Annotated in this window: 20 protein-coding genes and 2 pseudogenes; 6 read left to right on the top strand and 16 right to left on the bottom strand. The window is 68.8% G+C overall.

Going from position 1 to position 20,807, the window contains the following annotated elements; genetic code table 11:
* Nucleotides 1-23: 23 nt before the first annotated feature.
* Nucleotides 24-1,019 (top strand): alpha/beta hydrolase, encoded by a 996-nt coding sequence (locus tag IU449_RS10480; protein WP_195001633.1) that lies wholly within the window; start codon nt 24-26, stop codon nt 1,017-1,019.
* 21 nt (nt 1,020-1,040) lie between these two features.
* On the opposite strand, the gene IU449_RS10475 is transcribed toward IU449_RS10480, so the two are convergent.
* Nucleotides 1,041-2,684, bottom strand: coding sequence for an AIM24 family protein (locus IU449_RS10475; protein ID WP_228803889.1), 1,644 nt, complete (start codon nt 2,682-2,684; stop codon nt 1,041-1,043).
* A gap of 179 nt (nt 2,685-2,863) precedes the next feature.
* Between IU449_RS10475 and IU449_RS10470 the strand changes: the two genes are divergently transcribed.
* The 5 genes and pseudogenes from IU449_RS10470 (at nt 2,864) to IU449_RS10450 (ending at nt 6,345) form a co-directional block, all read left to right on the top strand.
* Nucleotides 2,864-3,820, top strand: a complete 957-nt coding sequence (locus tag IU449_RS10470) for a DNA polymerase domain-containing protein (RefSeq protein ID WP_195001631.1) — start codon at nt 2,864-2,866, stop codon at nt 3,818-3,820.
* The gene (locus IU449_RS10465) at nt 3,817-4,806 is read left to right on the top strand and encodes a 1-aminocyclopropane-1-carboxylate deaminase/D-cysteine desulfhydrase (protein ID WP_195001630.1); all 990 of its coding nucleotides are present in this window, start codon (nt 3,817-3,819) and stop codon (nt 4,804-4,806) included. The genes IU449_RS10470 and IU449_RS10465 overlap by 4 nt, the downstream gene beginning before the upstream one ends.
* A gap of 169 nt (nt 4,807-4,975) precedes the next feature.
* Nucleotides 4,976-5,227 (top strand): annotated as a pseudogene (locus tag IU449_RS10460) (ATP-binding cassette domain-containing protein); the annotation flags it as partial.
* A 78-nt stretch (nt 5,228-5,305) separates the two neighbouring features.
* On the top strand, nt 5,306-5,800 hold the full coding sequence (locus IU449_RS10455) for a hypothetical protein (RefSeq protein WP_195001629.1): 495 nt from the start codon (nt 5,306-5,308) through the stop codon (nt 5,798-5,800).
* Between the two features lie 50 nt (nt 5,801-5,850).
* The gene (locus IU449_RS10450) at nt 5,851-6,345 is read left to right on the top strand and encodes a hypothetical protein (RefSeq protein WP_195001628.1); all 495 of its coding nucleotides are present in this window, start codon (nt 5,851-5,853) and stop codon (nt 6,343-6,345) included.
* A 105-nt stretch (nt 6,346-6,450) separates the two neighbouring features.
* Here the strand turns inward: IU449_RS10450 and IU449_RS10445 are convergent, their stop codons facing one another.
* The 15 genes and pseudogenes from IU449_RS10445 to IU449_RS10380 all read right to left on the bottom strand — a co-directional run bounded on the left by IU449_RS10445 (nt 6,451) and on the right by IU449_RS10380 (nt 20,803).
* Complete coding sequence (locus tag IU449_RS10445) at nt 6,451-7,212, bottom strand: DUF6390 family protein (RefSeq protein ID WP_324188165.1); 762 nt, start codon at nt 7,210-7,212, stop codon at nt 6,451-6,453.
* Complete coding sequence (locus tag IU449_RS10440) at nt 7,209-8,270, bottom strand: HoxN/HupN/NixA family nickel/cobalt transporter (RefSeq protein WP_228804382.1); 1,062 nt, start codon at nt 8,268-8,270, stop codon at nt 7,209-7,211. Before IU449_RS10440 ends, IU449_RS10445 begins: the two co-directional genes overlap by 4 nt.
* 94 nt (nt 8,271-8,364) lie before the next feature.
* Complete coding sequence (gene hypE, locus IU449_RS10435; RefSeq protein WP_195002471.1) at nt 8,365-9,429, bottom strand: hydrogenase expression/formation protein HypE; 1,065 nt, start codon at nt 9,427-9,429, stop codon at nt 8,365-8,367.
* Nucleotides 9,430-9,439: 10 nt separating this feature from the next.
* Nucleotides 9,440-10,552: a hydrogenase formation protein HypD gene (hypD, locus tag IU449_RS10430; protein ID WP_195001626.1), complete on the bottom strand. Its 1,113-nt coding sequence runs from the start codon at nt 10,550-10,552 to the stop codon at nt 9,440-9,442.
* Nucleotides 10,549-10,884: a HypC/HybG/HupF family hydrogenase formation chaperone gene (locus IU449_RS10425; RefSeq protein ID WP_195001625.1), complete on the bottom strand. Its 336-nt coding sequence runs from the start codon at nt 10,882-10,884 to the stop codon at nt 10,549-10,551. The genes hypD and IU449_RS10425 overlap by 4 nt, the downstream gene beginning before the upstream one ends.
* A gap of 16 nt (nt 10,885-10,900) precedes the next feature.
* Nucleotides 10,901-13,171: a carbamoyltransferase HypF gene (gene hypF / locus IU449_RS10420; RefSeq protein WP_195001624.1), complete on the bottom strand. Its 2,271-nt coding sequence runs from the start codon at nt 13,169-13,171 to the stop codon at nt 10,901-10,903.
* Complete coding sequence (locus IU449_RS10415) at nt 13,168-13,410, bottom strand: HypC/HybG/HupF family hydrogenase formation chaperone (protein ID WP_195001623.1); 243 nt, start codon at nt 13,408-13,410, stop codon at nt 13,168-13,170. Before IU449_RS10415 ends, hypF begins: the two co-directional genes overlap by 4 nt.
* A 2-nt stretch (nt 13,411-13,412) precedes the next feature.
* Nucleotides 13,413-13,889, bottom strand: coding sequence for a hydrogenase maturation protease (locus tag IU449_RS10410; protein ID WP_195001622.1), 477 nt, complete (start codon nt 13,887-13,889; stop codon nt 13,413-13,415).
* Nucleotide 13,890: 1 nt separating this feature from the next.
* Nucleotides 13,891-14,010, bottom strand: a complete 120-nt coding sequence (locus IU449_RS29820; protein ID WP_416382124.1) for a DUF6893 family small protein — start codon at nt 14,008-14,010, stop codon at nt 13,891-13,893.
* Between the two features lie 398 nt (nt 14,011-14,408).
* Nucleotides 14,409-15,722: pseudogene (locus IU449_RS10405) on the bottom strand (hypothetical protein); the annotation flags it as partial.
* The gene (locus IU449_RS10400; protein WP_228803886.1) at nt 15,719-16,348 is read right to left on the bottom strand and encodes a DUF6084 family protein; all 630 of its coding nucleotides are present in this window, start codon (nt 16,346-16,348) and stop codon (nt 15,719-15,721) included. The gene IU449_RS10400 and the pseudogene IU449_RS10405, both read right to left, overlap by 4 nt.
* 14 nt (nt 16,349-16,362) lie before the next feature.
* Nucleotides 16,363-16,998: a DUF5947 family protein gene (locus tag IU449_RS10395; protein WP_324188164.1), complete on the bottom strand. Its 636-nt coding sequence runs from the start codon at nt 16,996-16,998 to the stop codon at nt 16,363-16,365.
* A complete protein-coding gene (locus IU449_RS10390) occupies nt 16,995-17,906 on the bottom strand; it encodes a NifU family protein (protein WP_195001620.1) in 912 nt (303 codons plus the stop codon). The genes IU449_RS10395 and IU449_RS10390 overlap by 4 nt, the downstream gene beginning before the upstream one ends.
* Before the next feature lie 33 nt (nt 17,907-17,939).
* Nucleotides 17,940-19,736: a nickel-dependent hydrogenase large subunit gene (locus IU449_RS10385; protein ID WP_195001619.1), complete on the bottom strand. Its 1,797-nt coding sequence runs from the start codon at nt 19,734-19,736 to the stop codon at nt 17,940-17,942.
* 11 nt (nt 19,737-19,747) lie between these two features.
* Nucleotides 19,748-20,803 (bottom strand): hydrogenase expression protein HypE, encoded by a 1,056-nt coding sequence (locus IU449_RS10380; protein WP_195001618.1) that lies wholly within the window; start codon nt 20,801-20,803, stop codon nt 19,748-19,750.
* Nucleotides 20,804-20,807: the final 4 nt, after the last annotated feature.

Genomic DNA, 20,807 nt, shown 5'->3' with positions numbered 1-20,807 from the left:
CTGCGTCACCGGAAAGGAATGCCATGGTCGGATTCGGGTTCACGGGACGCCGGTCTTTCGGTGCGGCGGTAGCCGCGGCGGCGCTGTTCCTCGGCGGACTCGGGCCCGCGCGAGCAGAGGGGCCCGAACCCGCCGTCACCGACATCCGGCAGGGGACCGAGCGAGCGCTGACAGTCGAGGTGTTCTCGCCCGCCATGAAGGGCACCACCGAAGTGCTCGTCCTGCGCGCGGCCGACCCGACCCGGCCCGCACCCACCCTCTACCTGCTCAACGGCGCCTCCGGCCACGTCGACGGCAGCTGGCACGACAGCACCGATTACCAGAGCTATTTCGCGGGCAAGCAGGTCAACGTCGTCATTCCCCTGGGCGGCGCGGGCAGCTACTTCACCGATTGGCGGTCCGAGGATCCGGTGCTGGGCACCCAGCGCTGGGGGACCTTCCTCACCGAGGAACTCCCGCCGCTCATCGACGAGAAGTTCGGCGGGAACGGCGCAAACGCGGTCGTCGGGGTCTCCATGTCGGGCACCTCGGTCTTCCAGCTCGCGCTCGGCGCACCGGGTCTGTATCGCGCGATCGGTTCGTTCAGCGGTTGCGTGCGCACCAGTGATCTGCAGGGCCAGGTGATGGTCAATGCCGTCGTGGCGGCGCATCGCGGGAATCCGGTGAACATGTGGGGCCCGCCCGACGACCCGACCTGGCAGGCCAACGACCCCTATCTGCACGCGGAAGGTCTGCGCGGCACCGAGATCTACATCTCCAGCGGCTCCGGCATCCCCGGCCCGTACGACTCGCCCACCGCGGTGGGCGGCGACCAGTCCGAACTGGGCTACCGCCTGTTGTTCGGCGCGCCGCTGGAGGCGGTCACCAATATGTGCACCCTGCAGCTGCGAGAGCGGTTGCGGGAGCTGGGGATACCGGCCACCATCGATCTGCGGCCCACCGGCACGCACGCCTGGGACTACTGGCAGGAAGACCTGCACAAGGCGTGGCCGGTCTTCGAAGCGGCCCTGAACCGCTAGCCGGCGGCGGCCGAACGACGCTCAGCCGAGGAGGCCGCCCATGAATCCGCTGGTCTGACCGGATTCCTGACCGCTGCCGGTGCCTGCGATGAACCCACCGGGCGGAAGTTCCGAAGGCTGCACGACGACGAAGCCGCGTCCGCTGAACGCCAGCGTCAGCCCTTCTCCGGTGGTGCGGCCGAGCAACGTACCCAGACCGAACGAGTCGTTGCGCTTGATGCCGGTCTGCAGGCTCGACGACCATGCCACCGCGGCTTGCGGGTCGGCGTAGGTCGGCTGATCCACGTTCAGCACCACGGGGGTGCCCTCGGTCGTGATGGCGATCCGCCCGCGCCCGGTGAACACACAGTTGAAAAGGCCCGCGTTACTGGCGAATCCGGCCGCGCCCTGCACCCGCTTGATGTCGAAGCGCAGCGAGCTGTCGAAGGCGAGCACATTGGCACCGTTGACGGTGAGCCCGTCGGAGCCGTCCAGATCGATCAGGTGCACGTCGGCGGCGGCGTTGGCCAGGAACAGATCACCGCGCCCGGAGACCTTCATCAGCGGCACGCCCTCACCGGTGAGCCGCGCCTGGATCGCACGCCCGATGCCACCGGAACCCTGTGCCTGGAAACGCAATTCGCCCTGGTAGGCCACCATCGAGCCGGATCTGGCCATGACCTCGCCGTTGACTCCGACCTTGATCATCTTGCCGCCCTGCTTCTGGATGCCGAGACCGCTGACCTCGGCGTGGCGGGCGTCGAACAGATCGCTCTGCATCGGTAGTGCTCCTTGCTGTGGGGCGACCGGTGGTGGGGCCGGGTGGGACGGCTGGGGGTGCGCGGGCGGCGCGCCGTACGGCGGCTGCCCGGGTGCGTCCGCGGGCGGGTGGCCCGGCGCCCCGGACCCGGGCTGTCCTGGGGTTCCCGGGAACGCGGATGGGTAGCCGGGCACGGCCGGAGGGCGATGACTTCCCCCGGGCGCACCAGGCGGTGGCGGGTGGCCGGGCGCGCCGTGCGGAGGCGGGCCCGCGGCGGGCACGTGTTGCGGGTGACCGGCTGTGCCCCGCGCGGGGGCGTGAGGCGGGGGTGGGCTGTGCGGAGGCGAGAGATAGCCGCCGGGCGCGGCGGCCCCCGGTGACTGCGCGGCGGTCGGCGGGGTGGCCCCGCGCGGTGCTCCCGGTGTGTGGGGCGGCGGTGCCGCAGGTGCGGGTGCGGGCGGCGGGGGAGCCGGTTCGTCGTCGACGTTCACCCCGAACGCGGTGGCGATTCCCGCCAGACCGTTGTCGTATCCCTGGCCGACGGCACGGATCTTCCACGCGCCCGCGCGTCGGTAGATCTCCACGCAGACCACGGCGGTCTCGGTGGTCAGCCCGGTGACGGGGAAAGTCATTGTGCCCGTATCGGATCCGATGGTCACCGTGAGACCGCCCGCCGCGGCCAAGGCGGTGGCGCCGCCACGTCCGGCCGGACTCGCCGCGACCACCACGGTCTCGATGTCCGGCGGCAGCGCCGAGGTCTGTACGTCGATCACGTCCGGCCCGCCGCGCCCGTGCCGCAGAAGCACACCGTCGCCGGCGGGCTGGTTGAAGAACACGAAATCGCCGTCGGCCCGCACTCGCCCAGACGCATTCAGCAGCAGCGCCGATACGTCCAGCGGGGCGGCGCTGGTGACGGTGACCGTCATCCGATCCCCGGGCGCGGGACGGTTCTCTCCGCGGGCCAGCGCCGTCACGACGCGCTCCCGGCGTCACCGTTCGATATCGCCTTCACGATTCCAAGTCTGTCCCGGATCTCGATTTCGCGCCATGTCCTCCCTCGGGCGCGCCGGTTGACCCGCCGGCAGCCGAAGGGCAGGGTGGGGCGATGGGCAGCGAGGAGGAACGCGCGGGCGTCCCCATGACGAATATGGATCAGCCGCTGTTCGACGGGGCGGGCGCCACCAAGCGCGACCTGATCGATTATCTGGAGGCTGTTGCCGATCCGTTGATCGGGCAGTTGCGGGATCGGCCGCTGTCGGTGGTGCGGGTGCGGGTGGGGCAGGACCCCTTCATGCAGAAGAATCTGCCCGAGTACGCGCCGGATTTCGTGCCCCGGGTGACCATGTGGGCGGCGAGCGTGCACCGGAAGATCACCTATCCGCTCTGCCAGGATCGGCGCACCCTGTTGTGGCTGGGCAATCAGCGTGCCGTCGAGTACCACCCGACGCTGCTCACCACCGACACCGAGGCCGGGCAGACGCACCTGGTCCTCGATCTGGATCCTTCGCCGGGGCAGACGTTCCGGCACGCGGTGCTCGCCGCCCAGCTCATCCGGGACGCACTCACCGCCGACGGGCTGCGCGGCGTGGTGAAGACCAGCGGCTCGAAGGGGGTGCACGTCTTCGTTCCCGTCGAGCCGGGCATCCCGGTCGAGGACGCGGCCGCCGCCACCCGGGCGATCGCGGCCCGCGCCGAACGGCTCGATCCGGGTCTGGCGACCACCGCCTTCATCCGGGAGGACCGGGAAGGCAAGGTGTTCCTCGACTCCACCCGTTCCGGTGGCGCGACGGTGGTCTCGGTCTACAGTCCTCGCGTGCGGCCCGGGGTGCCGGTGTCGTTTCCGGTGAGCTGGCCCGACCTGCCCGAGGTCGCGCCCGCCGACTTCACCATCCGCACCGCGCCCGGGCTTCTCGCCGGGACCGACCCCTGGCAGGACGACATGCCCGCGCCGCAAGCGCTTCCGGCGGACCTCGTCGAGGAGGGGCACACGATCCCGGTCGCGCGTGTGCACGCCATGCACGAGGGCAAGCGCCGAGCCCGTGCCCGCCGCGAGGGCTCATGAGTACGCCGTCGCTGTATCAGCGTTTCCCCGAATTGCGCGCGAGCTTGCCGAGGCTGCCGCTCGGCACCGCGCCCACACCGGTCAGGGAACTCACCGCGCTGTCCGGCCGAACTCCCGTGTGGCTCAAAGACGACGGCGCGTTCGGCGACGGCGGCTGGGGCGGCAACAAAGTGCGCAAGCTCGAATGGCTGCTGGCCGAGGCGGTGCGCCGCGAGAAGCGCACGGTGCTGACCTTCGGCGCCCTCGGCACCAACTGGGGCCTGGCCACCGCCCGCTATGCCCGCGACCACGGCCTGGACACCGCGCTCGCCCTGGTCGATCAGCCGCTCGACGACCATGTGCGCGCACAACTGGAGCGTCTGCGCGAATCCGGTGCCCGGCTGTACTTCACCCACACCAAGGCTCGCACCTATGCGGCGGCGCCGTACCTGATGCTGCGACATCGGCCCTCGTACCTGGTGCCGCCCGGGGGTTCCAACGAGTTCGGGGTGCTCGGCTATGTCGAGGCCGCCTTCGAGATCGCTGCACAGATCGAGGCCGGACAGCTGCCGCGTCCCGGTCGTGTCGTGGTGCCTGTCGGTTCCGGTGGCACGGCCGCCGGGTTGTGGCTCGGTCTCGAGCTCGCCGGGCTGGCCGATGTCACGGTCGTCGCGGTGGTCGTCAACGACACGCTGCGACTTAACCACCGGTCCCTGGGTGGGCTCGCCGGTCGGTGCGTGCGACTGCTGCGCGCCCGCGGCGCGGTGTTCCCGACCCCGGCCTTGCGCCCGGACCGGTTGCTCGTCACCCGGGAATGGCTCGGTCCCGGTTACGGGCATTCCACGCCGGAAGGAGCCGTCGCCGTGCGCACGGCGCGCGACCGGGAAGGACTATGGCTCGAACCGGTCTACACAGGCAAGGCCATGGCCGCGACGCTGGAGTTCGCCGCGTCGCGTGTCGAAGACGACCGGCCGGTGCTGTTCGTGAACACGAACGGCCCACGATGACCGCCCGGTCGGGTCGGCGCGGTGAGCGCGACCGCCGCCTGCGGCGCTGTCCGCGATAGCGGCGCGGCTCCTGCCTGGCACACGTTCGTCGGGTGGTGCGGCCCCTGGGTGCTGCGCGCCGGGTGCGCGGCGCGGACCCCTGATGCGGATGGAGTCACATATGGGAGGGATGCGCGTGCGGCTGGAGATACGGGGACTGGCGAAACGGTTCGGTGCGGTGACCGCGCTGACCGATGTGGGTTTCGAGGTCGGGTCGGGGGAGATCTTCGGGTTCGTCGGCAGCAACGGCGCGGGTAAGTCGACCACCATGCGGATCGTGCTCGGCGTTCTCGCCGCCGACGCCGGTGAAGTCCGATTCGACGGCGCGACGGTCGATTTCGCGTTGCGCAGGCAGTTCGGATACATGCCGGAGGAGCGAGGGGAGGAAAGCCGCAACCCGACCGGTTGGAAATGGAGTACCGAATAAATGGCGGCAAAATAAGACATGAGAGGTTTAATAATGTGTAGCGATGAAGGTGTTGGTGCTCTTCCTGTGGTTCGACAAGGGGAGTTGATCTCGGAGATAGGTGGCATACTGGTCGAAGAATACGGAACCGAGTGGGACAAAATGTGGCTCGAGAGCCGCACGCTCGGGCCTGAGTCGGAGGACGACGTGTACATAGAGCGCGCAGCGTCGGACACTGTCAATTGTTCCGTTCCGATGAGAGCAGGTGGTCTTTTGGGGGAACTCAGGGACGTTATGGCGACTCCCGAGGGTGGGGCGTGGTATTCGATGACGCTCACTATTACTCCTGATATGCGGGTTGTCGCGAGATTCGATTACGAGAACGAACCGGAGTGGAGCGGCTTCGGTCCGGCCTACAACAGCTTCGTGAGGGAACTCGAAAGATTTCCGCGGTCGGAGGAGAAATTGCCCGCCTGGTTCCGTCCCCGGATGGAAGAGGCGCGCCTGAAGGCATTGGAGTATGAGGCCATACTTGCCGAGGACGACTGAGCCCTTGCCGTAACTGAATGGCGGCGGAATAGAACATGAGGAGTCCGACGATGTGCAGCGATGAAGATCCGGGTGCCCTGCCGATGGTTCGACAAGGGGAGTTGATCTCGGAGATCGGTGGCATACTGGTCGAAGAATACGGAACCGAGTGGGTCGAAATGCGACTCGAGCGCCGCACGCTCGGGCCTTGGTCGCAAAGTCAAGTGTACATAGAGCGTGCACCGTCGGACACTGTCAGTTGTTCCGTTCCGATGAGAGCAGGTGGTCTTTTGGGGGAACTCAGGAAGGTTATGGCGACTCCCGATGGTGGGGCGTGGTATTCGATGACGCTCACTATTATTTCTGATATGCGGGTTGTCGCGAGATTCGATTACGAGAACGAACCGGAGTGGAGCGGCTTCGGTCCGGCCTACAACAGCTTCGTGAGGGAACTCGAACGGTTTCCGCGGTCGGAGGAGAAATTGCCCGCCTGGTTCCGTCCTCGGATGGAACAGGCGCGCCTCGAGGCGTTGGAGGACGAGGCCATACTTGCTGAGGACGACTGATTCTGGATTCGCCTTCTTGGGGATGCGGGCGGCTCGGGTGTAGCTCTTCATCGGGGGATGGGGCCGCCAGCGGCATCGAGAACGGACTATCGCCGATGTCGGGTGTCACGGCGGGGCGGTCATCGCCCGGGCGAGCCTGCGATTGGTGGCTCGCAGTTGCTGTTCGGTGCTGATTGCCAGCGCTCGCGCTCGGGTGCGGGTCAGTCGGCCGCACAGTCGGTTCCAGTGCAGTGCGACGAGTTGGCCCGGCGCCGCGTCGGGCACCGCGGCGTAGCCGTCCGTCCATATCGGGATCGACCGGGTCTCGGGTGTGCTCAGGGCCAACCGGTGGCCGTCGAACTCCAGCCGCGGGCACTCGACGACGACGTGGTCGTCTTCACGCGCCTTGATTGTGCCCCAGGTGATCCGGCAGTTGTCGAGCACGCGGACCGGGTGGTCGCCGCCCCGGCCGAGCAGGCGGGTCCAGGGATAGACACCGAAGACGTGGAAACAGTGATTCGCCGCCGCCTCCTCGATCAGCGAACCATCGGTGAGGTACTTCCAGTAGTGCCCCGCGGCCGGACCTATCACCGCCAGCAACTCGTCGACGAAGGTCGCGGGGTCCAGCCGCGCACCGATGCCGCCTCCGAGCCAATACGACTCGACCAGGCGGTGATCCAATGGATCGTCGATGCCGGTCATGCGCGACATGACCTGCAGGTAGGGCCATGCTCCGGTGAAGCTGCGCGCGACGGCCCGCACGTCCTCGGCGGACCCGTCACGCAGCGCCGTCGTTCCCGATGGGCCGCAGTACCCCAGGGAATTCGGCGCGTAGGCGAACCTGGCGAACATGTCCGCGCCGCGGGTCGCCGCGGCATGCGTGGTCACGGATCCACCGGCGATTCGGGCTGCCAGCGCCGTTCGACATCACCGAGACGCCAGACCGCCACCGCGATCGCCCAGGTGAGGACGAACAATCCGACGATGATGAAACCCATTGCCCCGAGATCGAGTTCGGCGACCCAGGCCAGCGGTCCCGAGGTGAGGTCGAGTTTCTCGGTCATGATCGAGATGATCTCCTGCACGCCGATCAACAGCGCCACCGCGACCGACAGACCGGTCACCACGATGTTGTAGTACACCTTGCGCACCGGCCCGGCGAATGCCCACCCGTAGGCGTAGTTCATGAGTGTCCCGTCCAGCGCGTCGAACAGCGTCATGCCCGCCGAGAACAGCACGGGCAGAACGAGGATCGCGTACCACGGCAGGTCGGTGGCCGCCGCGCCGCCCGCGATGACGAGCAGACTCACTTCGGTGACCGTGTCGAAGCCCAGCCCGAACAGCAATCCGACCGGATACATCTGCCTGGGTGTTCGGACCGCGCGCATCAGCGGTCCGAACACCCGGTTCAGCGCGCCTCGATCAGTGAGGTGGCGTTCGAGTTCCGCCTCGTCGAAACGGCCCTGCCGCATGCCGCGGAATACCCGCCAGATTCCGATCAGGGAGATCAGGTTCAGCAGACCGATCAGGATGAGGAAGGTGCCCGAGACGCCGGTGCCGAAGACACCCGTCCACTGCTGTAACCGCGAGTTCTCGTCCTCGAGGTCGGCCGCCAGCGCCTTCACTCCGGCCGCCAGCAGTGCGACCAGGACGAAGACGACGGTGGAGTGGCCCAGCGCGAACCAGAATCCGACCGACATCGGTTTGCGGTTCTCCGCCAGAAGTTTTCGCGTCGTATTGTCGATGGCGGCGATATGGTCGGCATCGAACGCGTGCCGCGCGCCCAGGGTATAGGCGGTGATCCCGAGGCCGACGCCGAAGACCGCCCCGTCCACGAGGTAGCCGCCGGGAACCACGAGCAACAGCAGTGTCGCGAAGCCGAGCAAGTGCAGCGCCACGATCGTGAGGGTCATACCCGTGACGCTGCGCCGCTGCGCCGGATCCAGATCCGACCATCCGGCCCGTATCGCTGCCGCCGATATCCGCACTGTCGGGTACCTCGTTTCTTTCCCGGGCCGGCGAACCGGACGACCCACCGCGTCAGCATATGCGCGGCAACTGCTCCCCGGCCGGTAGGTCCACCACCCTGGTACCGCCGAGTGCGGTCCGCGCCACGACCATTCCGGGATGCTCCTCGACGCAGACGCCGATCACCGCCGCGTGAGCGCCCAGCGGGTGCGCGCGCATCGCCTCCAGCACCCGATCCGCGTCCTCGGGAGCGACGAAGGCGATCAGTTTGCCCTCGTTGGCCACGTACATCGGGTCGAGGCCGAGCAGCCCGCAAGCATCGCGCACCGCGGCGGGCACCGGCAGCGCCGTCTCGTCCAGCGACACCCCGATGCCGGCGGCGCGGGCGATTTCGTTCACCGTGGCCGCCACTCCACCCCGGGTCGGATCGCGCAAGGTGTGCACGTCGGCGCCGCTGGTGAGCATCGCGGCCACCAGACCGTTCAGCGGAGCGGTGTCGCTGAGCACCGTCGTCCCGAATTCCAGCCCCTCCCGGCAGCTCATCACGGCGATACCGTGGACCCCGATATCGCCGCTGACCAGGACGACATCGCCGGGCCGCGCGCGCTGGGGCCGGATGTCGACCCCGCGGTCGATGACGCCGATACCTGTGGTGTTGACGAAGATGCCGTCACCGTGCCCGGCGTCGACCACCTTGGTGTCACCGGTCACCAAGGTCACTCCCGCGGCCGACGCCGCGGTGCCGATCGCCTGGGCCACCGCGGCGATCTCGGACAGCGCGGTGCCCTCCTCGAGGATGAAGGCGGTGGACAGCACCAGCGGGCGCGCACCGGCCATCGCCAGATCGTTGACGGTGCCGTTCACGGCCAGTTCGCCGAGCGAACCGCCGGGAAAAGTGCGCGGTTTCACGACGAAGGAGTCGGTCGAGAACGCGAGCCGGGTATCGCCGAGGGTGACCACGGCCGAATCCCCCAGACCCGCGTCGGCCGCGGGGCCGAAGGCGGGCAGGAACAGATGCTCGATCAGTTCGCCCGACATCGCCCCACCGCCGCCGTGACCCATCACGATATTCGGCGAATCGCGCAGCGGCATCGGACAGACCCACCCGTCCGCATCGATCGTCGCCGGTGCGGGCATGATCGGGTCCTCACGCATGGGCCACCTCCGCGGGCTGATCCAGGCGCCGATAGAGGTAGTAGGCCGCGCACGCGCCCTCCGAGGACACCATGGTGGCGCCCAGCGGGTTGCGCGGCGTGCACTGGGTGCCGAACGCGGCGCACTCGTGGGGCTTGATCAGGCCCTGTAGTACCTCGCCCGAGCGGCAGACCGCCGATTCGGCGGTGTGCAGATCGCCTACGGAGAAGCGGTATTCGGCATCGTAGTCGCGGTAGCGCGGCGAGAGCCGCCACCCGCTGTCCGGAATCACCCCGATGCCGCGCCAGGCCCGGTCGGTGACCTCGAAGACGTCGGCCAGCATGGCTTTGGCCGCCGGATTGCCCTCCTCCGAGACCGCCCGCCGATAGGCGTTGTCCACCTCGTGACGGCCGGATTCCAGCTGCGCCACGGTGCGACGGATACCTTCCAGGATGTCCAAGGGTTCGAAACCGGTGACCACCATCGGGACCTGGTACCGCTGCGCCAGCGGCGGGTACTCCTGGGTGCCCATCACCGTGCAGACGTGCCCGGCCAGCAGAAAGGCCTGTACCCGGCACTGCGGCGACTCCATGATCGCGGCGATCGCCGGTGGCACCAGCACATGCGAGACCAGCAGCGAGAAATTCTCGATGCCGAGCCGCCGGGCCTGGTACACGGTCATCGCGTTGGCGGGGGCGGTGGTCTCGAAGCCGATACCGAAGAAGACGACCTGCCGATCCGGATTGGCCCTGGCCAGTTCCAGCGCGTCCAGCGGCGAGTAGACGACTCGGACGTCCCCGCCTTCGCTCTTGACGCGGAACAGATCCTTCTCGCTGCCCGGGACCCGGAGCATATCGCCGAACGAACAGAAGATGACCCCGGGCCGCGCCGCGATCTCGAGCGCCTTGTCGATCACCTCGAGCGGGGTGACGCACACCGGGCAGCCCGGACCGTGGATCATCTCGATCCGGTCCGGCAGCAATTGGTCGATCCCGTGCCGGATGATCGAATGTGTCTGTCCGCCACACACTTCCATGATCGCCCAGCGGCGGTCCGTGGTGGCCCGGATCCGTTCGAGAAGACGCTTGGCCAGCTCCGGGTCGCTGAATTCGTCGAGATATTTCACAGCTCCTCCTCGGGGGCGTGCTCGGGGGCATCCTGATGTGCCTTCTCCGGGTTCTCCTCTCCCGCCTGCGCGGCCGCGACGGCGAAACCGTCCGCGAACTCCTCCTTCAGCACGCCGAGGTGTTCGAACTCGGCCAGGGTCTGCAACGCGGACTCCTCGTCCAGCCGCTGGATGGCGAATCCGACGTGCACGACGACGTAGTCGCCGATCGCCGCGTCCGGGATGTACTGCAGGCACACGTCCTTGTGCACGCCGCCGAAGTCGACGACCGACATCAGGGTGCCGTCACGCTCCTCGAGGCTGAGCACCTTTCCGGGAACTGCCAAGCACATGTCTGCTCCTTTCCGCTCAGCCCGCGGCGACCGCGAGCACCTGCCCGAATGCGAGGCCACCGTCGTTGGGTGGCAGTCTGCTGTGCGTGAGCGCGGTGAATCCGTTGTCGCGCAGAAGTCTTCGGGTACCCGACAGCAGCAGCGCGTTCTGGAACACGCCGCCCGAGAGCGCCACCACCCGGTCCGTCGCCGCGAACTCCCGGGCGATGTCGAGCACCAGACTCGCGACGGCGGCGTGGAAGCGGGCGCCGATCACCGCCGCCGCAACACCGGCCACTGCGTCGGCGACGACGGCGGCGATCACCGGGCCGGGGTCGATCAGCGCGGGATCCGCACCGGAACCGACGGTGAACCGATACGCGCTGTCACCGGGATCCCCGCCTCGGGAAAGTCCTTCGAGTTCGATGGCCGCCTGCGCCTCGTAATCCACGACGTGGCGGACCCCGGCCAGCGAGGACACCGCGTCGAACAATCTGCCCATGCTGGAGGTCGGCACACAGCCCAGGCCGGTGCCGAACTGGTGCGCGAGCACCGCGCGCTCCTCGGCCGGGCAGGCGGCCACCGACCCGATCACCGGCGACCACTCGACACCGGCGGCCCACAGATGCGCCAGCGCCATGCGGTACGGCCGGTGCACCGACGTGTCGCCACCGGCCAGCGGCACATACCTCAGGTGGGCCAGCCGTTGGTAGCCCTTGTATCCCGCGGCGAGGATCTCACCGCCCCACACCGCGCCGTCGGGTCCGAACCCGGTGCCGTCGAAGGCGATTCCGAGGACGGTATCGGTGAGACCGAGCCCGTGCTCGCCCATGACGGCGGCGATATGCGCGTGGTGGTGCTGGACCGTGCGCACCGGGCGCTCGCCCGCGTGCCTGCGAGCCCACGCGGTGGATCGATAACCCGGATGCGCGTCGGCGACGAGTTGGGCGGGGCGCACCCCGGTCAGCTCCTCCAGGTGCCGTTGCGTGCCGTCGAAAGCGCGCAGGGTGGCCAGATCGTCCATATCGCCGACATGCTGGCTCAGCCAGGCGTAGCGGCCGTCGGCGACGGCACAGACGTTCTTCAGGTCGGCGCCCACGGCGAGCGTCGGCGGCAGCGGCGCCGGAAGGGCCAGTGGCAGCGGCGCGTACCCGCGCGAGCGGCGTACCGGTGACTCGATGCCGTCGACCAGGCGAACCACCGAATCGTCACAGGGCACCAGGATGCGGCGGTCGTGCCACAGCCAGCCGTCCGCCAGCCCGGCGAGGCGCTCGCGCGCATCGGCGTCGTCGTAGCAGATCGGTTCACTGCTGCGGTTGCCCGAGGTCATCACCAGCACATCCGGGCCGACCGGGTCGCCGGCCAGGCCGAACAGCAGCACGTGCAGCGGGGTATAGGCCAGCATCACACCGAGGTCGGGGTTGTCCGGCGCGACGGACTCGGCGAGCGGTCTGCCCCCGCGGGCGAGCAGCACGATGGGCCGCTGCGGGCCGGTCAGCAGTCCGGCGGCCGCGGAGTCGACGACAGCGATCTCGCGCGCGAGCGCGATGTCCGGCGCCATCACGGCGAAAGGCTTGCTGCTTCGGCGTTTACGGCGTCGCAGTTCGGCCACTGCCGTCTCGTTCGCCGCGTCGCAGGCCAGGTGATAGCCGCCGACGCCCTTCACCGCCAGGATTCCGCCCGACCGCAACAGTTCGCGGGCCGCGGCGAGCGGCTCGCCGCGGCCGGGGCCGGTGTAGAACAGGCGCGGGCCGCACTCGGGGCACGCGATCGGCTGCGCGTGGAAACGGCGGTCGGTGGGATCGTGGTACTCGCGGGCGCAGCGCTCGCACATGGGGAATTCGGCCATGGAGGTGCGGGCCCGGTCGTAGGGCAACGCGGCGATGATGGTGAACCGGGGACCGCAGTTGGTGCAGTTCACGAACGGGTGGCGGTAGCGCCGGTCGGACGGGTCGCGCAGTTCCGCCTCGCACGCGGCGCAGAGGGCGATATCCGGTGAGGCGAGGGTGCGGCCGCCGCCGCGAGTGGTGTCGGCGATATGGAATCCGGTGCCGCCGCGCACCGGGATCTCGCAGCGCTCCACCGATTCGACGACCGCCAGCGGTGGCGGCGCGCACCGCAGCCGCCGCTCGAACTCGACCAGATCCGCCGGGGTGCCCTCGGTTTCGACGATGACGCCACTGCTGTCGTTGGATACCCGCCCGCTCAGCGACAGTTCGGCCGCGGTGGTGTAGACGAACGGCCGGAAGCCCACGCCCTGCACCACACCGCGCACCACGAACCGGCGGCGGGCCCGGTCGGCGGTCACTGCTGCTCACCACTGCCGAGGATGCGCAACCCGGCCATGGCCGCTGCCGCACCGGCCGCGTCGGTCTTCTCGATCCCGAAGCCCATGTGGATGATCACCCAATCGCCGGGTCCTACCGGATCGTCGTCGAGCAGCCCGATGTTCACACGTCGCTTCTCGCCGGAGACATCGACGAGGGCGATCTGGCCGTAGTAGCCGTCCGGGATCTCCAGCACGAGGCCGGGAATTCCGAGGCACATGCTCATACCTCCTGCTTCGTCCGCAGCAGATCGGCGACCACCCGGTACACCGCGCGCACCGCCGGGTCCACCGCCGCCGCGACCGGGTCGGACAGGCCGATCCGCTCCGCGGCCGATACCACCTGACAGCCGACGACGACGGTGGGCGGCACCCGGCCGCCCAGGGCTTGCACAGCCGCGAAGACGGCCGTCGGGTGCATGGCGTGCGCATCGAGCCCGGGGGCGCCCGCCTCGTCGGGTTCGGCTCGCAACACCTCCACCTGTCCCTGCGATCCGCGGTCGGGCAGTGCGTCGATCAGCACCAGCGCATCCCATCCCGCGAGCAGGTCGTAGGCCAGGTGCATACCGCGGATGCCGTAATCGACCACCCGCACACGCGGCTCCTCCTCGAAGCGCAGCCTGCGCGCCACCTCGGAGCCGAATCCGTCGTCGCCGAGAAAGATGTTGCCGATCCCGGCGACCAATACCCGGTCCGCCATCTCACATACGGCGCATTCGCAGGTACCGGCGCATGTCCGGCACCGATCGGACGCCGATGTACACGCCGATCGCCGCCACCACCGCGACGATTGCGGTCGCGATCGCTCCCACGGTTGCCATAATCGGCCTTCCTTTCCGTTGTCTCGGGCCGCCGATCCCGCCGGTCGGCGGGCGGGTCATCCCTGCCCTTCGGTGGGCGCAGTGGCGCCGCCGACATCCGCGTCGTCGACGGTGCCGGTCGCGGTCTCGTCGGAGTCGTTCGCGGTCTTCTCCCGGTCGTCGTAGGGCGGGACCGGCGGTTCGCTGCCGGGGACCGGCTCCGAGACGAAATGGGCCTCGCGCTCGGCAGCGGTTCCGGGCGCGGAGGTCGTCTCCTCGTGGCCGATATCGCCCGGCTCACGGTCGGTGCTGCCCGCGGCCGCGGTATCCGCGCCGGTGTCGCGCGACCCCGGCTGCCCGCGCGCCTCCTGCGGTTCTTCGCTGCGGTCCTGCATGGTGTCTCCTTCCGGTTCTCGGGGGCTGTCGAGCGGTTCGAGTTCGTCGGGTGCGAAATAGAGATAGCGGCCGAACCATTCGTGCAGATCGGCCGCCGGATCGTCGTCCAGCACGACACCGACGTGTGTCTGTCCGTCCACGTCCTCGTGGACCGAGACGACGCGGGCGGACCGGCCCGCGGTGAACAGATCCTGGGCATCGGCCCGGCGGGACGGGTGCAGCCTGACCCTGCTGCCCGCGCGCACCAGCACGCCCGACACCGGCACCGCGTCGGCCTCCGGGCGCACGGCGCCGTCGGCCGCCGGATCCCACCAATCGATGCCCTCGGGGACCTCGGGTATCAGGGGCGAGCGGCCGGACTGCGGATCGCGCAGCACGCCGTGCAGCTGCCGCATCGCCTCCGGGGTGATGGCGTCGCAGCGGTCGATGATCTCGCCGGCCCGCGCGTCGGTCGCACGGGCCTGCGCCTTCTCGTCGTCGGTCATGGTCATCACGCGCAGCGTGAGGATCTCGTCGATCTCGGTGGAGTCGAACAGCGCTTGCTCGCTCTGCTCGGCGATCTCGGGATGGTCGTAGAGGATGATCGGTGAGATCAGCAGCAGGTCGCGGTCGCCGGGCGGGCCGGCGAGCACCGGGAAGCACCGGTGCCGGTCGCAGCGCTCGACCGCGGCCGCGGCCCCCGCCGGTGGTTCGAGCGCGGAAACGAACTGTCCCCCGGTGGCTTCGGCGATGATGTGTGCGCCGATCAGCGAGCGGGCGAGCGCGTCGTCGGTGTCGGTCGCGGGTGCGGCCACGTTGCGGACCTCGGCGGCGAGCCGCAGGAATCGGCCGTCCCGCTCGACGTCGAGGGCGAGTTCACCGGCCAGCGGCTGCCTGGTCCGCACCAGCGCGCCGACGGCCTCGCCTGCCGCGCCGACGATCTCCTCGGTGTCGGAGCCACCGGGAACCGTCAGTGCGCGCACCAGGTTCCCGGGCGCTGCGGGGCCGACGACGATCTCCCGCGCGACCGCTTCGTCCCAGGACAGCCAGGATCGATCCCCGACGGCGAGTTCGGCGCGCGCCACACCGGCACCGTCGATCACCTGACGGCGCTGGAGCTGGAGGAACCGGACCGTCCATGTCAGCACAGGGTCCGTACCCGGCTCGAAGACGAACTCGGCCGACAACGAGGGCTCTTCGCCGAGCCCGGACGCGGCGGCCCCGGGCGGACCCAGCACGCCGAACTGCCAGCGCGACCGATTCTTGGGGCTGTTCGCCCGATAGGGATAGAGCAGGTAGCCCTCGTAGAGCACCGCGTCGGCGACGGCGCGGGCCCGGGCGATCCCCGCGGCGGTCACGATGATTCTCCGGCGTGGGTGAGCAGGCGGGTCACGGCCTCGTCGAAGCCGAGCAGGCCGTGGCCGGATTTGTAGGCAGTCAGCGCGTCGAGGGTGTCCCGGTGCAGGCGCAGCCAGCCGGTGTTCGGGAAATGCGCGGCCATCACGTCCTGCCATACCGAGACCGGCATGTCGTAGGTGTCCTCACGATCCCAGGGGATCTGCTGGATCGCGAAGCCGCCGCTGCCCCGGATGAAGACCGTGCCGCTGAACAAGAACACCAGCGGCACCGTGCCCGCACGTAGCGCGTGCAGGTACTTCGACCCGGTCACCTCGAAGTCGTAGGTGCACGGCATCGGCAGATCCACCTCCGCGCCACCGGCGAATCCGGGAACCATGGTGGCGCAGTGCATCCAGAGGAAGGAGCGCTGGGTGTCCCGCCAGCGTTCGCGGGCACCGAACAGATCGGTCAGACCCGCGCCCTCCTCGTCGGAGTAGCGGCGGCGCGACGGCTGGATCCGCACCTGCGCGCGTAACGCGACGGCGTGCACGGGTTCCTCGGCGAGCGCGGCGAGACCGACCCGTGCGGTCAGGGTCGGCGCCACCGCGTACGGCTCCGGCTTGATCTCGAGCACGGCGAAGGTCATCGAATGGACCGGACTCATGGCGCGCCGCCCGTCCGCGCTCGGGCCGAGACCGTCGCGAAGAACTCGTCCAGATAGCGGCGCACCTCGGCCCCGCCGTCGAAGCCGCGCCAGAGCAACCGCATCCGGCCGACGAATTCGTAGCACGCGTCGATCGGCAGCAGCAGACAGCTCGCGGCCGCGGCCCCCTTCTCCGGGACCCGGATCAGCAGGGCCTCGACATCGGCCGCGAGGGTGTCCAGTTCCGGATGCCGCCGCACGATCGTGTTCCACTGCGCCAACGGCAATTCCGATTCGGTCGCGCCCGCCGGTCCGGGATAGAAAGCGACGGTCCGGCCCAGTGCGGAGTTGCGGAACAAGAACGCCAGGCCCACCGGAATCTCCAACGCGTCCCACTCGCCCTGGCCGATCTCGACATCGGGGAAGGCGAGGTAGCGGTCGGGCACCGCCCGGTAACGCAGCGCCGCCTCCTGGTCCACGAACAGCAGGTAGCAGGCGCGGCATACGCACAACAGCTGCCTGCCCTCGATATTCACGACGTGCTGGTGTTCGCCGGCAATGGGATCGGCGCACATCTCACACCGGTCACCCGTCCGCCGCTGGGGCGGGCGCTCGGCGGTGATCCGCTGCAACGTTCGGAACGGTGTGTTCACCCGTGCACCCCCACCGGCACCGCCATCGACAGCACACCGTCACGCACCAGCACCGGGATCGGCTCGAGGTGACCGTCGCCGTCGATACGCGCACCGGCCGCGACGACGTCGAAATGCGTGCGGCAGGTCGGGCAGCGCAGGACCGCGTCGCCGACCGGGAAACCCGGCCGCCGGTGCAGGGCGGCCCCGGCGAGCGAATGCGCGCAGACCGGGCAGAGGTCCCGGTAGGCGAATACGTGCTCACCCACCCGGCAGGCCAACACCGGGAGCCCGGCCACGGCGAACCCGCCCACCTCGCCGGGGACCAGCTCGGCCAGTTCGGGAGCCGGGACCCACTGGCCTGACGCATCGCTCGAACGCACCCGCGAGAACAGCGAATCGGCGGGGATCGGCGCCGCGGGCTCGGTGGGCGCGGCGACGACCTCGATGGCCTCGATCTCCGGCGCCGCCGCGCGGACCGCGTCCTGCACCGCCAGCTCCAGGGTCACCGACGAGGACGGGCAGCCGCGGCAGCTGCCGGTCAGTTCCAGGCGGACCACCGCGTCCACGATCTCGACCAATTCCACGTCGCCGCCGTGCGAACCCAGGTAGGGCCGCACGCTGTCCAGCGCTGACCGCACTCTGGTGTCCACGTCGTGCGGGTGCAGCCCGTGGACGAGCAGCAGACTCGCGACCAGGTCGTCGCGTGCCAGCCGTTCCAGCATCCCGGCGTCCAGCAGTGCGACCACCCGCGCCAGCCCGGCCCCGTACAGGTCGACGACCTCGCGCACCAGCTGTTCGGCGCGTTCACGAGCCACCGCGCCGCCCGCCGAACTGGCCTCGAGCAGCGTCTCTATCCGATCACCCGCCGTACGCCACCGGCTCTCGCCGGGGTGCGCGTCGACCTGTTCTGCCGGGCGGACATCCACCGCCACCCTCCCGTCGCCGGTACCGATACGGATTCACTCCGGGGTGAGCGCCTGCGTCGGCGAGTGCAGTTTCCGCAGCGTCTGCCCCTTGCCGAGATACATGTGCACACCGCACGGCAGGCACGGGTCGAAACTGCGCACCGTGCGCATGATGTCGATGCCCTTGAAGTGCTCGCGGTCGTTCTCCTCGAAGATCGGCTGCCCTTGCACCGCGTCCTCGTAGGGGCCCGGGGTGCCGTAGGCATCGCGCGGGCTGGCGTTCCACGGGGTCGGCGGATACGGGTGGTAGTTCGCGATCTTCCCGTCCCGGATCACCATGTGGTGTGAGAGCACACCGCGCACCGCCTCGGTGAAACCACAGCCGATGCCCTCCTCGGGCACCTCGAACGGCTCCCAGGTCTTGGTGTGGCCCGCCCGGATCTCCGCCAGCGCCTTCTCCGCGAAATGCAGGGCGCAGGCCGCCGCGTAGGCCTGGAAGTAGGTGCGGGCACGGTCGCGTTCGATGGTGTTGCTGCCGTGCACGGGGATCTTCCACTCGAGCGTGACCGGCCCCTTCAGCGCGGTCTTCGGCAGATTGATCCGGACGCTGTGACCGGTGGCCTGCACGTAGCCGATATCGACCAGGTTCGCCAATGCCGTCGACCACAGCCGGGCCAGCGGGCCGCCGCCGGTGTCCAGCGCGAGGTGGTCGGTGCCGTCGAACCAGCGCGGTGACATGACCCAGCTGTACTTGTCGTCCAGGTCGCGTTTCTGTGGCTTGGGATTGGTGTGCTGGTTCCAGGGGTGGCGCCGGTCCACCGGATTGCCCAGTGGGTCGGTGGTCACGAACATCTCCTGGTCGGTCCAGTCCTCGTAGTAGGAACTGCCGAGCAGGATCCGCAGACCGAGGTTGATGTCGACCAGGGAGGTGGTGACCAGTCTGCCGTCCACCACGACTCCCGGCGTGACGAACATCTTGCGACCCCAGTCCTCCATGTCCTTGTACTCGAAATTGCAGACCTCGGGGTCCTGGAACGAACCCCAGCAGCCGAGCAGCGTCCGCCGCAGGCCGACTTTCTCGTAGCCGGGCAACGCCTCGTAGAAGAAATCGAACAGGTCGTCGTGCATCGGAACGACGCGCTTCATGAACTCGACGTAGCGCATCAATCTGGTCATGTAGTCGGTCATCAACTGCACCGTCGCCACCGTGCCCGGACCGCCGGGATACAGCGTCGACGGATGCACATGCCTGCCCTCCATGAGGCAGAACATCTCGCGGGTGTACCGGCTGACCTGCAGGGCTTCCCGGTAGAACTCCCCGGTGAACGGGTTGAGGGCGCGCATGATGTCGGCGATGGTGCGGTAGCCGTGGGCCTCGGCGTGCGGCGCCTCGGTCCGCTCGGCCACCGCGAGCACTCCCGGATTGGTCTCCGCGACCATCTTCTCGCAGAAATCCACCCCGACCAGGTTCTCCTGGAAGATGTTGTGGTCGAACATGTACTCGGCGGCCTCGCCGAGATTGACGATCCATTCGCCCAGGTGCGGCGGCTGGACTCGGTAGGCCATGTTCTGGGCGTAGCAGGAGCACGTCGCGTGGTTGTCGCCGCAGATCCCGCATATCCGGCTGGTGATGAAATGGGCGTCGCGCGGGTCCTTGCCGCGCATGAAGATCGAGTAACCGCGGAAGATGGACGAGGTGCTGTGGCACTCGACCACTTCCCGGTTCGCGAAGTCGATCTTGGTATAGATGCCGAGGCTGCCGACGATACGAGTGATCGGATCCCACGCCATGTCGACGAGGCTGTCCGGTTCGATCGTGCGGTGCGAGGGCTCGGGGATGATCTGGGTCATCGGAGCTTCTCCTACCAGGTGCGGGTGGCGCCGGTCTCGAGCTTGTCGCCGCGATGCCGCCAGCGCGGCTCTTTGTCCACGGTGCGGCCGGTGATGGTCCGCAGGCTGCGGATCACCGATCCATAGACGCCCGAGGCAGCGGAGGAGAGCTTCCCGCCGGGCGGCTCGTCCATGAACGGCATGAATTTGTCGGGGAATCCGGGCATCGTGCAGCCGATGCAGATACCGCCCACGTTCGGGCAGCCGCCCACCCCGTTGATCCACCCGCGCTTGGGCACGTTGCACTTGACCACCGGACCCCAGCATCCGAGCTTGACGATGCATTTCGGCGAGCCGTATTCGGTGGCGAAATCGCCCTGCTCGTAATAGCCCGCACGATCGCAACCCTCGTGCACGGTCGCGCCGAACAGCCATTTCGGCCGCAGCGCCTCGTCGAGCGGAATCATCGGCGCCTGGCCGGTGGCCAGGTAGAGCAGGTAGGTAAGCGTCTCGGACAGGTTGTCCGGGTGGATGGGGCAGCCGGGCACGCAGACGATCGGGATGTCCGCCTTGCTCTTCCACTCCCAGCCGAGGTAGTCGGGTACGCCCATCGCGCCGGTCGGGTTGCCCGCCATCGCGTGGATTCCGCCGTAGGTCGCGCAGGTACCGACCGCCACCACCGCGGTGGCCTTCGGCGCGAGCCTGTCCAGCCATGCGCTGGTCGTGATCGGCTGGCCGGTGGCGGGGTCGTTGCCGAATCCGCACCAGTAACCTTCGTCGTGCACCTTTTCGTTCGGTATCGATCCCTCCACCACCAGGACGAAGGGGTCGAGTTCGCCCCGGTCCGCGCGGAAGAACCATTGCAGGAAATCGTCGGCTCCGCCGTTGGGGCCGCACTCGAAATCGATGAGTGGCCAGTGCACGGCCACTTTCGGTAGACCGGGTAATGCGCCGAGGGCGATTTCTTCGACACTGGGCTGGGTGGCGGCGGTCAACGCCACCGAATCGCCATCGCAACTGAGACCGGCGTTGATCCAGAGCACATGGATCAGCGTCTCCTCAGCTCGGACCGCTTCCTGAGTGGGCATGTGC

This window comes from Nocardia higoensis, assembly GCF_015477835.1.
Classification (GTDB): Bacteria; Actinomycetota; Actinomycetes; order Mycobacteriales; family Mycobacteriaceae; genus Nocardia; species Nocardia higoensis_A.
The sequence above is the reverse complement of the archived record's forward strand: the minus strand, read 5'-3'. Positions and strand labels throughout refer to the sequence as shown.